This window comes from Allobosea sp. (genome assembly GCF_030694325.1).
Taxonomy (GTDB): Bacteria; Pseudomonadota; Alphaproteobacteria; order Rhizobiales; family Beijerinckiaceae; genus Allobosea.
Map to the genome: position 1 here is coordinate 1 of NZ_JAUXYO010000217.1, position 11,748 is coordinate 11,748.

9 protein-coding genes are annotated in these 11,748 nt (G+C 70.0%); 7 read left to right on the top strand and 2 right to left on the bottom strand.

Translation table 11 applies throughout. From position 1 onward, the window contains the following. The 4 genes from Q8M82_RS14225 to Q8M82_RS23450 all read left to right on the top strand — a co-directional run. The coding region (locus Q8M82_RS14225) for a translocation/assembly module TamB domain-containing protein (RefSeq protein ID WP_305691993.1) at positions 1-805 on the top strand (805 nt) is incomplete at its 5' end. Between the two features lie 401 nt (positions 806-1,206). Continuing rightward, the gene (locus Q8M82_RS14230) at positions 1,207-2,589 is read left to right on the top strand and encodes a porin (RefSeq protein WP_305691994.1); all 1,383 of its coding nucleotides are present in this window, start codon (positions 1,207-1,209) and stop codon (positions 2,587-2,589) included. 275 nt (positions 2,590-2,864) lie between these two features. Further along, on the top strand, positions 2,865-5,270 hold the full coding sequence (locus tag Q8M82_RS14235; RefSeq protein WP_305691995.1) for an OmpA family protein: 2,406 nt from the start codon (positions 2,865-2,867) through the stop codon (positions 5,268-5,270). A 10-nt stretch (positions 5,271-5,280) separates the two neighbouring features. Then, on the top strand, positions 5,281-5,940 hold the full coding sequence (locus Q8M82_RS23450; RefSeq protein ID WP_371126362.1) for a hypothetical protein: 660 nt from the start codon (positions 5,281-5,283) through the stop codon (positions 5,938-5,940). A gap of 6 nt (positions 5,941-5,946) precedes the next feature. Here the strand turns inward: Q8M82_RS23450 and Q8M82_RS14245 are convergent, their stop codons facing one another. Beyond that, on the bottom strand, positions 5,947-6,840 hold the full coding sequence (locus Q8M82_RS14245) for an alpha/beta fold hydrolase (protein WP_305691996.1): 894 nt from the start codon (positions 6,838-6,840) through the stop codon (positions 5,947-5,949). A 172-nt stretch (positions 6,841-7,012) separates the two neighbouring features. Next, on the bottom strand, positions 7,013-9,085 hold the full coding sequence (locus tag Q8M82_RS14250) for a lytic transglycosylase domain-containing protein (protein ID WP_305691997.1): 2,073 nt from the start codon (positions 9,083-9,085) through the stop codon (positions 7,013-7,015). Between the two features lie 168 nt (positions 9,086-9,253). Between Q8M82_RS14250 and dapA the strand changes: the two genes are divergently transcribed. Genes dapA through smpB form a run of 3 tightly spaced genes read left to right on the top strand, consistent with a single transcriptional unit; the run spans position 9,254 to position 11,317 of the window. Continuing rightward, the gene (gene dapA / locus Q8M82_RS14255) at positions 9,254-10,147 is read left to right on the top strand and encodes a 4-hydroxy-tetrahydrodipicolinate synthase (RefSeq protein ID WP_305691998.1); all 894 of its coding nucleotides are present in this window, start codon (positions 9,254-9,256) and stop codon (positions 10,145-10,147) included. 52 nt (positions 10,148-10,199) lie between these two features. After that, a complete protein-coding gene (locus Q8M82_RS14260; RefSeq protein WP_305691999.1) occupies positions 10,200-10,847 on the top strand; it encodes an FMN-binding negative transcriptional regulator in 648 nt (215 codons plus the stop codon). Beyond that, on the top strand, positions 10,844-11,317 hold the full coding sequence (gene smpB, locus Q8M82_RS14265; RefSeq protein ID WP_305692000.1) for an SsrA-binding protein SmpB: 474 nt from the start codon (positions 10,844-10,846) through the stop codon (positions 11,315-11,317). Before Q8M82_RS14260 ends, smpB begins: the two co-directional genes overlap by 4 nt. The last annotated feature ends 431 nt before the right edge of the window (positions 11,318-11,748 follow it).

Here is an 11,748-nt window from a genome sequence, read left to right on the forward strand (position 1 = left end):
CGGCACCGCGACGCTGGCGACGCCGATCGGCCAGACCAGCCTCGGCAATTACATCTTCACGGGATTGCAGACGCAGAACTGGGTCTTCGTCGCCTTCGGCTGCGTCGCCGCAGCGGCGCTGGCGCTGACGGTCGCGGCCCCCAACCGCGTCTTCGTCCGGGGCCGCGGCATCGACGCCGAACTCGGCGGCCAGCTGCGCGTCGGCGGCACCCTGGCCGCGCCGCAACTCGACGGCGGTTTCGAACTGCGCCGCGGACGCCTCTCGGTGCTCAGCCAGCGGCTCGATTTCAGCCGCGGCCGGCTGACCTTCGCCGGCGGCACCCTGCCGGAGCTCGACTTCGTCGCGGAGACGCGTGCCGGCGACGTCACCGCACGCGTCGTCGTCACCGGCCCGGCCGACCAGCCCGCCTTCGCCTTCACCTCCGATCCGGACCTGCCGCAGGACGAGGTGCTCTCGCGACTGCTGTTCGCGCGCGCCTCCGGCTCGCTCTCGCCCTTCCAGGCGCTGCAACTGGCGCAGACGGCCGCCCAGTTCGCCGGCGGGGGCGGGGATGATTCCTTCGAGCGGCTGCGCAAGTCGCTCGGCGTCGACAATCTCGACATCGGGGTCGGCGCGGGCGGGCCGACGATCGGTGTCTCGCGCTATATCGGCGACAATGTCTCGGTCGGCGTGAAGGCCGGGGCGCGACCGGAGGACACCGGCGTCTCCGTCAACATCGACCTGACCCGCCGGCTCAAGCTCCAGGCCGAGACCAATGCCGAGGGCGGTGCGGCCGTCGGCGTCGGCGCCGAGTGGGAATACTGAAGCGCCGGGGGGAATCGCCCTGCGGCCTGCCGCTGCGCGCGCCCTGCGAGACACCCGTGATTCTGCCCTGGAACCGCTCCAAACCGGCCCTGCCGGCGGGGCGCGGTTAACAGCTGGTAAATTTCGGCGATCAAAGCGTGGCCTGCCTGCAACACCGGGTTCCAAAGCACCCCACAGGACCTCGCGGCGGCGTGATCGCGGTTGATCGGCGGAAGCGCTTTCGTATGGTTGTCCTGCGTCGGGACGTTCCCGGTCGCTGTTTTTCGTCTTCGCCTCTGAATGGTCAGGGACGCGGGCGAAAGACCGGGAACAAGCCGGTTCGGTGAATAGGGTCTCCTGGGGCCTCTCACCAACGAAGCGGTGGAAGCCCGAGGGTCTCGAAACTCTTTTGGAGGTTACCAATGAAGCTCGTTAAGAGCCTCCTCCTCGGTTCCGCCGCCGGCTTCGCCGCGGTCGCCGGGGCTCAGGCCGCCGACCTTCCCTCGCGGAAGGCCGCTCCGGTCGAATACGTTCGCGTCTGCTCCGCCTATGGCGCAGGCTTCTTCTACATCCCCGGCACCGAGACCTGCCTCCGCGTCGGCGGCCGCGTTCGCGCCGAGTACACGGTCGGCACCCGCTACGGTGAAGGTCAGGACGCTTACGGCACCCGCTCGCGCGGTCGTCTGAACGTCGATGCCCGCACCGCGACCGCCTACGGCACGCTGCGCACCTTCTTCCGCTACGAGCTGACGGTTTCGTCGGGCTTCTACGCCGGCACCATCGGTGGCAACCAGGGCATCATCGCCCCCGGCCAGGCCCGCAACGGCCAGGGCGGTCCCGGCACCGCTTCGAACCTCGACCTGGCCTTCGTCCAGTTCGGCCCGATCACCGCTGGTCGCGCGCAGTCGTTCTTCGACTTCTACGCCAACGACTTCGGCTTCTCGACGCTGCGCACGGCTGACTCCCGTCTGAACCTGCTGGCCTACACCGCCACCTTCGGTTCGGGCTTCTCGGCCACCGTGTCGCTCGAAGACCGCAACACCGGCACCGGCCAGCGCGAAAACGGCGTCGTCAGCCCGCTCGCCGCCTCGGCCGTGCTCGGTCAGGACTTCCCGGACGTCGTCGCCTCGCTGCGCGTCGATCAGGGTTGGGGTTCGGCTCAGCTGTCGGGTGCCATCACCCAGCGCAACATCTCGAACACCGGTCCGCTGTTCACCGGCTCGAAGGATGAACTCGGCTTCGCCATTCAGGGCGGCGTCAAGGTCAACCTGCCGATGCTCGCCGCTGGCGACGTCCTGTTCTTGCAGGCCGCCTACGCCGATGGCGCGCTCGGCTATCTCGGCTGGGGTGGTCAGTTCGGCTCGGGTCGTCAGACGTCCTCGGTCGCCGGCAACCAGCTGATCGTCGCCGACTACGGCGTCTCGGCGTTCGGCAACACGAAGTCCGCCACTGGCTGGTCGATCGTCGCCGCGTTCCGTCACTTCTGGACCCCCACGCTGCGCACCGAGATCTACGGTTCGTATAGCGAGCTGAAGCTGGGCTACACCCTCGCTTCGCAGGCGGTCCCGGGCGTGGTCGCTCGTCCGCTCGATCCGAAGGAGCTCATCGTCGCTGGTAACCTGATCTGGTCGCCGGTTTCGGGTCTCGATATCGGTCTCGAGGTCATCTACACCCGCACCGAGCTGAAGCAGGCCGTGCTGGCTGCCAACAACGTCGGTGGCCGTCCGGTCCTGGCTGCCGGTGGCCGCCTGGTCAAGTCCGACGACGCCATCGCTGGCCGCTTCCGCATCCAGCGCGACGTCTGATCGTCTCAAGCGATCTCAGTCAGGAAGCCCCGGGGAAACCCGGGGCTTTTTTCTGTTTGGCGCTTCCTTGTGGCGCCGTGGCGAGGCCGTTCGCCTGTTGACAGGCGCGAAGCGAGACGCCTTCTTGGGAAGGTCGCCGCGTTCGACGGGGACCGCGATCTCCGCTCCGTCCGGAGCCCCTGTCGTGGCCTCTGCTCCGATCCGCGTGACGCCGCCTCCGGTGCTCGAGCCTCGACGCTTCCGGCCTGGGGCGCAGGGGCTTTGGGGGTGAGGGCATGTCGCAGCCGGGACGTTGGCTTTGGGGGCTGGTGCCGTTGGCCCTGCTCTGGGGCACCGGAAACTGGGTTCTCGACGAGACGATCGAGCGGGACGTGACGCGGCGGGCGGTCGCCGCGGCAGTGTCGGTCGCCGGCGAGGCGCCGGGGGCGCGCCCGGTGATGGCCCAAATCGACGGACGCGACGTCACGATCAGCGGCGAGGCCCTGTCAGCCGATGGCGCGGCGCGTGCCCTGGCGCGGCTGCGTGCGGAATTCGGCGTCCGGCGTGCGCTCGGCGGGCTGTCCCAGGTTGTCCCGCAACGCCCCTATAGCTGGTCTGCGACGCGCCAGGGCGATGTCGTGTCGCTCGGCGGCTTCGTCCCCGACGAGGAGACCGCCCGCGCACTCGTCGCGGCGGCGGAAAAGGCCCTGCCGGGGGCGAGGGTCGAGGACCGTCAGACTTTCGCGTTCGGCGCACCCGCCGGTTTCGGCACCATGGCGGCGGCGACGTTGGCCGAACTGCCCCAACTCGCCACCGGCAAGGTCGCGCTCGACGACGCGCGCTTCTGCCTCGAGGGCCGCGCGACCGGCCCGGACGCCTATCTCGCCTTGCAGGCCGCCCTCGGCCGTCTGGCGCGCGACGGATTCCAGGCCGTGCCCTGCAGCATCGAGCCGGCGGTCGTCGCACCCTATCGCTGGAGTGTCGAGCGGCTGCCCGGCGATGTGCTGCGCCTCGAGGGTTTCTACCCGTCCGACGCGGTGCGCCAGCAGATTCTCGCCCTGCTGCGCCGCGCTTTTCCCGGTCAGATCGCGGTCGAGGACCGGCTGAAGCCCGGCGCGGGTGAGCCGGCCGCCTTTCTGACCAAGGTCGGCCGAGCACTGTCGGATCTGGCTCGGCTGCGGCAGGGCAAGGCTGACCTGGAGGGCGACACCTACCGCCTGTCGGGAGACGGACCCGAAACCTATGACGCGTGCCAGGCGCTGCGGCTGCAGATCGCCCAGGGCGATGGTCCGGATTCGGTCGCGCAGGCGACGATCGCCTGTCCGCCGCAACCTCCGCCGCCCATCGAGAGCCTGATTCCGCCTTTGCCGACGATCCCGGAGCCGGTCTTTCTGCCGTCGGACGTGCCACCGCCGCCACCGCCACCGCCACCGCAACCGCCTGCGCCCGTGGAAAGCCTGATGCCGCCGCTGCCGGAGATTCCGGCGCCGATCTTCCTGCCATCGGAACTGCCGGCCCCCGCCCCGCCGCAGCCAGCCGTCGAGGCCGCCGCACCGCCCGCCCCACCGCCGGCCGTCGCCCTGGCCTGGTCCGCCACGATCGGCCCGGACGGTGTCGCGCTGCAGGGCCTCGTGCCCGATGCCGCGACGCGTGAAGCGCTGCTGACCCGCGCGCGCGGCTTGTCCGCTTCGGGGGCCGTCGCCGACCGCATGTCGGTGCAGCCCCATCTGCGCGACGCCGCCGATTATGCGGCGGCGACCGCATTCGCGCTCGATCTGCTCGGCCGCCTCAGGGAGGGGACCGTGACGCTGGCCGGTTCGGCCCTGAGCCTCGCCGGGCAGGTCGCCGATGGCCGCGCCTGGGCCGATCTCGACGCGGCCCTGCGGCGGCGGCCGCTGCCGGCCGGCCTGTCGCTGGTGGGCGAGGGGGCCGCGATAGTGGCGCTACGCCCCTATGGGCTGTCGATCTCGGCGGACCGGACGGGGTTGTCCCTCTCGGGATATCTGCCGGACCTCGGCACGCGCGCGGCCTTGCGGGCGCTCGTCGAGGCCTCGCCCCTTCAGGGCAAGTTGAGCGACGACACGCAGATCGTTCCCGGTGCGCCCGAGGGCTTCGCCGCGGCGGCCGTCGTGGCGGTCACCAATCTGCTGCGGCTGGATCTCGGCTCGGCGACGATCGTCGACGACCTCGTCACCCTGCGCGGCCTGACCTGCCGCGATCTGATCCAGCGCGAGGTCGAGACCAGCGCCGCCACCGGCCTTCCGGCCGGTTTCCGCGCCGATACCTCGATCGGCCTGCGCCAGACAGGCTGCGTCGTCGATCCGCCGGCGACCTGCCAGAACGACCTGGATACGCTCACCCGCAACAACACGGTGCTCTTCGCGCAGGGGACCTCGGTCGTCCAGCTCGATGCGCCGACGCAGCGCGTCATCGCGGAGGCCGTCGCGATCCTGGCCCAGTGCCCGACGACGCGCATCACCATCGAGGGCCACGCCAATCGCGACGGCGAGCGCAGTGGCTTCAACAATCTCGATCTCTCGGCGCGGCGCGCGCTGCGCGTGCGCGACGAACTGGTCCAGCGCGGCGTCGATGCGGCGCGGCTGGAAACCCAGGGCTTCGGCAGTGCGCGGCCGCTGGTGCCCCATGGTGCGCCCGAGGCGAGGGCGATGAACCGGCGCGTCCAGTTCACGGTCGCGAAGTAAGGAGGCGGACATGCTGTATCTCGCCAGCCAGTTCGTCTGGTTCCTCGCCGCCGCCTTCGCGCTCGGCCTCGTCATGGGGTGGATCGGCCAGGATGGCGGCAAGCTGCGGCTCGGTGGCGCCGCCGCCGGCTGGTTCGCCGCGCTCTGGGGGCTCGGCGCCGCATTGACCTGGCTGCAGTTTCTCAATGGCACGCCGGCGGTCTGGGTCGAGACGGCGCTGCTGTTCTCGGCCGTCTATGTCGCCGGCTGTGTCATCGGGGCGCTGCTCTCCGGCATGCGCACCACGGCCGAGGCCGAGGCCCCGCCCGCTGTCGCCGCGCTACCGCCCGTGCCCGGCGAGTCCGAGATTCCCGGGCAGCGTCCGCTCGGGCTCCTCGCGGCGAAGGAGACCCGTCCCGATGATCTCAAGCTGATCAGGGGCATCGGGCGCCAGAACGAGGATCGGCTGCAGGCGCTCGGCATCTGGCATTTCGAGCAGATCGCCGCCTGGACGCCGGCGAATGTCGAATGGGTCGGCAGCTATCTGGCCTTTCCGGGCCGGATCGAGCGCGAGGACTGGGTCGGCCAGGCGAAGACGCTGGCCGAAGGCGGCGAGACCGAATTCGCCGTGCGGGCCCGGGCCGGTCTGGTCGAGAGCTCGCGCGACGAGGACGAGCCGGCGAAGGCGTGAGGGGCTTCAGGCCGCCCGGCGCTCCGCGCGGGCGATCAGCCGGCCGATCCTGCGCACCATGTCCTTGCTGCCGAGAATCGGCGCATGGCCCTGGCCGGGCGCGACGAAGGTCTCGCAGTCCGGGTGGCGATCGCCCATCTCGGCCAGCGTCTTCTCCGCCAGCAGATCGGAATTGGCGCCGCGGATCGCCAGCATCGGCACGGCGTTGAGCCCGTCGAAATAGGGCCAGAGGATCGGCAGCGGCGCCTCGAGGTCGAGCTCCTCCAGCACCTTCATCAGGTTGGTGTCGTAGTCCGGCTTCAGCGCCCCGTCGCGGTCGGTCCAGGTCCGCCGCGCCATCATCTCCCACTCCGCCTCGCCGAAGAGCGGGAACTGCTGGTCGGAGAGGCGCTTCAGGATCTCGGCGCCTTCCGCGAAGCTGCGCGGCAGCGGCAGCTTGCCGACATAGCCACGGATCCGCAGCAGCCCGCGCGCATCGATGACCGGGCCGATATCGTTGAGCACGACGCCCCGGATCGCGCCTGGCCGGGCCGCGCCCATCGCCATGGTCAAAAGCCCACCGCGCGAGGTGCCGACGAAGACGGCGGCCTCGATCCCGGTCGCCACCAGCACCTGCATCAGATCGTCGAGCTCGATGCGGATGTCGTAGTTCTTCCAGTCCTTGTCATAGCCGGAAAGGCCGCGCCCGCGATAATCCAGCGCCAGCACCCGCCGCGGCCTCGCCTCGTCCTGCGAGAGCGCGAGCGCCAGTTCGTGAAAATCGGCGGCCGTGCGCGCGAAGCCCGGCAGGCAGACGACCGGCAGGGCGGTGGACGCCAGCGGGCCGTAATCGCGCAGATGCAGCCGCAAGCCGTCGCGGGCGGTCACGAAGAGCGAGGTGAAGCCTGTGTGGTCGGGCATCCGGAACTCCACTTCGCTGTCCCTATCGACGGGTCATCCCGGACGCAGCGAAGCGGAGATCCGGGATCCATTCCAGAGCGCTGGCCGAAGAGGGGCCGGAATGGATCCCGGGTCTCCCTGCGGTCGCCCGGGATGACAGCGCCGAGACGGGCGACGAAAACAGCGGGCGAACCTAATCCCGCCGCCCGCCACGCTTCAAGTCGTGGTCGATCAGATAGGCGGTGCGCTGGTTCAGCCGCTGGCGGTAGACCTGCAGGTTCTCCATCACCCGCTGCACATAGTTGCGCGTCTCGTAGAACGGAATGCGCTCGATCCAGTCGACGGCATCGACCTCAGGCCTGCGCGGGTCGCCATAGGCCGCGATCCATTTGCGGACATTGCCGGAGCCCGCATTGTAGGCGGCGAAGGTCAGGATGTAGGAGCCGCGCCACTCCTTCAGCAGGTCGTTGAGATGGGCCGCACCCATCTGCGCCGAATAGAGCGGGTCGCGGCCGAGCCGAGGCCAGTCGAAGGGCAGGCTGGCGCGCCGCGCCGTCTCCCGCGCCGTCGCCGGCATCATCTGCATCAGCCCGCGCGCGCCGGCATGGGAGGTCGCGGTCGGGTCGAAGGCGCTCTCCTGACGGGCGATGGCATGGACGATGGCGCGCTCCATCGGGTCGCCGAGCACGGGAAATTCCGGCACGCCGGTGGTCGGGAAGGCGGCGGTGTCGAGCGGGAAGCCGCGCTGCAGCGCGCTCTTGCCCAGCGCCAGCAGGGCGCGCGTGTCGCCCTCCCGCTGCGCGATCGCCGCGAGCGCCTCGAGGGCAGGGGTGGTGTGGAGCCGCAGGCCGAGATCGACCAGCATCTGCGCGGCGAGATCGCGCTGGCCGATCCGGTAGAGCAGTCGCACCCCGGCATGACCGGGCAGATGCTGCAGCGCCGCCGCCGCAGAGCGCCGCAGCGGCAGGTCGGGCAGGCCGAGCCGGGCCCGCGCCAACTGGCCGTAATAGGCGATCGGATGCTCGGCAGCGCGCTCATAGGCCGCTCGCGCCTCCTCGGCTTTGCCGATCGCCTCGAAGGCGCGGCCCTGCCAGTAGGCCGCGCGCGACACCGAGATCGGTGTCTCGGCATGCCGGGCGGCCTCGCTGAAATGCTCGAGCGCGATCCCCGGCTGATCCCGGAAGCGCAGCGCCACGAAGCCGGCATGCCATTCGCCGTCGATGCGCTCCGCCGCATCCTCGGCGCCATGGCCGGCTGCGACCTCATAGGCGGTCGCGGCATCGGCGTCATCGAGCAGCTTGCGGGCGATCAGCCGTCGCTCCGTCCACCAGCCGTCGCCGTCGCCGAGAAGGGACGGGTCGCGCGGCACGCCGGCGAGCAACCGGGCCGCCTCCTGGGGCTTGTCCAGACGCCGCGCCTGCTGCGCCTGCAGGAAGGCGAAGGAGACATCGTCCTTCAGCGAGGCCGGCACGGCGGCGATCAGCGCCGGTGCGATCGGCCGTCGTGCCTTGCCGCTGGCGAGCCGCGCGCGCGCCAGCAGCACGTAATCGGCCGAGACCCGCGCCGCATTGCGCAGCGCCGCGCTGTCATTGCCGCGGAAGATGTAGCGCTCGGCCCGCAGGCGGTGGTCGTCCGTTGTCAGCGTCCCGCCGAACGCCTCGAGCACGATCTTTTCCAGCGGCGCGCCGAGATGGTCCTGCAGCCAGCTCTGGCGGGCAAGCGCGTTCGCCTCTCCGCTGCGCCCCTCCGCCTTGAGCGCGAGCGCCAGCGCGATCCGCCCGGCAGGGCTGACCGGCACCTGGCCCTGGAAGAAGGCCCGCACGACCGCGGGGCTCCTGCGCTCCGCGACCAGCATTTCCTCCGCCCGGCGCCGGAACGGCGTCGTCGCTGGGTAGTTCGGGTTCGCCTTGAGGAAAGCGTCGATACGGGCGAAGGGCAGGACGCTCGCGGCGCTGCGGATCGCGACCCATTCGAGCAGCGCGCGGGCCGTGGGCTCGTCGATCGAGGCGGCGATGGCGTCGCCCTCCGACAATCGGCCGCGGCGATAGGCGGCGACGGCCTTCGTCAAGCTGTCGAGATCGACCGCCGCGGCCCGCAAGGCGTCGGCCGGGTAGGGCGGCAGCGCCGCCGTCGTCTCGACATCGACGGCGCCGACCGGATCGCGCTGCGCGGGATGGCCGGCGTCGTCGCCGGCGAGCGACGGCGTCGCGAACAGGAGCGGCAGCAAGAGGGTGATCATCCGCGAGCGGATGGCAGGCGAGGCCATGGCGGGCTCCACGGTCGGATGCGTCGCCAACGATGCTCGGGGAGGAGGGTTTATGAAGCCTTAACCATGCAGGGGCCTGTTTTTACGGCAGGCCGGCTTTGCCTGCCGCCGGGGACGGTTTATGTGTGACACCCCCGTCACGAAACCTCGCTCCAGGACGTCGCTTCCATGACCCAGCATCCCGCCTTCACCGGTTCGCTCCCCGCGCTGGTGACGCCGTTCAAAGGCGGCCGGATCGACGAGGACGCGTTGCGTGCGCTGGTCGAGTGGCAGATCGAGAGCGGCTCCACGGGGCTGGTTCCGGTCGGCACGACCGGCGAGAGCCCGACGGTCTCGCATGACGAGCACAAGCGCGTCGTCGAGATCGTGATCGCCCAGGCCAAGGGCCGCGTGCCCGTCATCGCCGGAGCCGGCTCGAACAACACCACCGAGGCGATCGATCTCGCCGTTCATGCCGAGAAGGCCGGCGCCCAGGCCGTGCTCGTCGTCACGCCCTATTACAACAAGCCGACCCAGGAAGGGATGTACTGCCACTTCAAGGCGGTGAACGATGCAATCGGCATTCCGATCATCATCTACAACATCCCGCCGCGTTCGGTCGTCGACATGTCGGTCGAGACCATGGCGCGGCTCTACGAGTTGAAGAACATCGCCGGCGTCAAGGACGCCACCGCCAATCTCGCCCGCGTCTCGCAGCAGCGCCACGCCATGGGGCCGGATTTCATCCAGCTCTCGGGCGAGGACATGACGGCGCTCGCCTATATGGCCGCCGGCGGCCATGGCTGCATCTCGGTCGTCGCCAATGTCGCGCCGCGCCCCTGTGCCGATCTGATGACGGCAGCTTTGAAGGGCGACTATGCCGGCGCGCTGAAGGTCCAGGATCGCCTCGTGCCGCTGCATGATGCGATCTTCAAGGAGCCCGGCCTCGCCGGCGCCAAGCATGGGCTCGCCCTGCTGGGCCGCATCGAGGAGGAGGTCCGCCTGCCGCTGCTGCCGGTGACGCCTGCGACCGGCAAGGTCATCCGCGACGCCATGGTGTTCGCCGGCCTGCTGAATGCCTAGATAGGGAGTCTGCGTCCGTCCGGTCCCCCGGCCGACGCCAGGGAGACCGAGAATGTACGAGCCCAGCCATTTCAAGGTCGAGGATCGCGCGGCGCTCTTCGCCGTCATGCGCGACCACCCGCTCGCGACGCTGGTCAGCGCCGGCGAGGACGGGCTGATCGCCAATCCGGTCCCCTTCGTGCTGCATGAGGGGGAGGGCGCGCAGGGCGTTCTGCGGGCCCATCTCGCCCGCCCCAACCCGCAATGGAAGGCGATCGCGGCCGGCGCGCAGACGCTGGTGATCTTCACCGGCACCGAGCGCTATGTCACGCCGGCCTGGTACGCCTCTAAGCGCGAGCACGGCAAGGTCGTGCCGACCTGGAACTATGTCACCGTCCAGGTCCGCGGCCCCGCGCGCACGATCGAGGATCCCGCCTGGCTCCATGCCCAGCTCGACTCGCTGACGCGCCAGCAGGAGGCGCCGCGCCAGGAGCCCTGGAACGTCGCCGACGCGCCGGAAGCCTTCGTGGCGGCGCAGATGCGCGGCATCGTCGGCATCGAGATTGAGATCGCCTCGCTGGTCGGCAAGTTCAAGCTCAGCCAGAACCGGCAGGACGCCGACAAGCTGGGCGTTTTCAACGGGCTGGCGGCCGATCCTGAATCGGAATCGCAGGCGATGGCGAGCCTCGTCAAGGCCCATGCACTGGGAGGGACGGCATGAAGAAGCCCGATCCGGAGCGCTACAAGCTCGCGGCCGACAACCGCAAGGCGCGCTACAATTACGAGATCACCGAGACGCTCGAGGCCGGCATCGCGCTGCAGGGCACCGAGATCAAGTCGCTGCGCGGCGGCAAGGCGACGATCGGGGAGAGCTATGCCGGGCCGATGGGCACGGAGCTCTTCCTGTTCAATGCGCATATCCCGGAATATCTCGAGGCCAACCGCTTCAACCACAACGTCAAGCGGCCGCGGAAGCTCTTGCTGCACCGCCGCCAGATCAACAAGCTGATGGGCGCGATCCAGCGCGAAGGCTACACGGTGATCCCGCTCAAGGTCTATTTCAACGACAAGGGCCGGGCCAAGGTCGAACTCGGCCTCGGCAAGGGCAAGAAGCTGCACGACAAGCGCGAGACCGAAAAGAACCGCGACTGGAACCGCGACAAGGCGAGGATCATGAAGGCGGGCGCCTGAGGCGCGCCTTCCCTTCTCCGCTCGTGGGAGAAGGTGGCAGCGCGGTTCCTCTGTCTGACGACGAAAGGCGCGGACCCCTCCCCCTGGTGGGGAGGGGTAGGGGTGGGGGGCGTAAAGCCGGAGCGCGCGCGTTGCGTCGGTCCGTGAAGCCGATGCCGCATGATCTACACCACGCCCGCTCACCCGGTCGTACGCCCCCCACCCCTGCCCCCCTCCCCACGAGGAGGAGGGGTTCGCGCCGCGCCTGTCGACAAAGCTTATCCCCGCCCCAAAGATCCATGCCTATCCTACCCTCGCTCCGCCCGACCAAGGGGGCTGTCGCGAGGCATCGTGCGGCCGGGCGGGGTTTGCGGGTTTCGTCGCTTGCGGCCGTTGCGGGCCGAAGGCGGCGGAGGCGCAGATCGCCATCGCGCGGGTGAGTCAGGCCGCGC

Bases quoted from the DNA above. Each gene is read 5' to 3' on its own strand.
- Q8M82_RS14230 (WP_305691994.1), top strand. From the start codon at position 1,207: ATGAAGCTCGTTAAGAGCCTCCTCCTCGGTTCCGCCGCCGGCTTCGCC.
- Q8M82_RS14235 (WP_305691995.1), top strand. From the start codon at position 2,865: ATGTCGCAGCCGGGACGTTGGCTTTGGGGGCTGGTGCCGTTGGCCCTG.
- Q8M82_RS23450 (WP_371126362.1), top strand. From the start codon at position 5,281: ATGCTGTATCTCGCCAGCCAGTTCGTCTGGTTCCTCGCCGCCGCCTTC.
- Q8M82_RS14245 (WP_305691996.1), bottom strand. From the start codon at position 6,840: ATGCCCGACCACACAGGCTTCACCTCGCTCTTCGTGACCGCCCGCGAC.
- Q8M82_RS14250 (WP_305691997.1), bottom strand. From the start codon at position 9,085: ATGGCCTCGCCTGCCATCCGCTCGCGGATGATCACCCTCTTGCTGCCG.
- dapA (WP_305691998.1), top strand. From the start codon at position 9,254: ATGACCCAGCATCCCGCCTTCACCGGTTCGCTCCCCGCGCTGGTGACG.
- Q8M82_RS14260 (WP_305691999.1), top strand. From the start codon at position 10,200: ATGTACGAGCCCAGCCATTTCAAGGTCGAGGATCGCGCGGCGCTCTTC.
- smpB (WP_305692000.1), top strand. From the start codon at position 10,844: ATGAAGAAGCCCGATCCGGAGCGCTACAAGCTCGCGGCCGACAACCGC.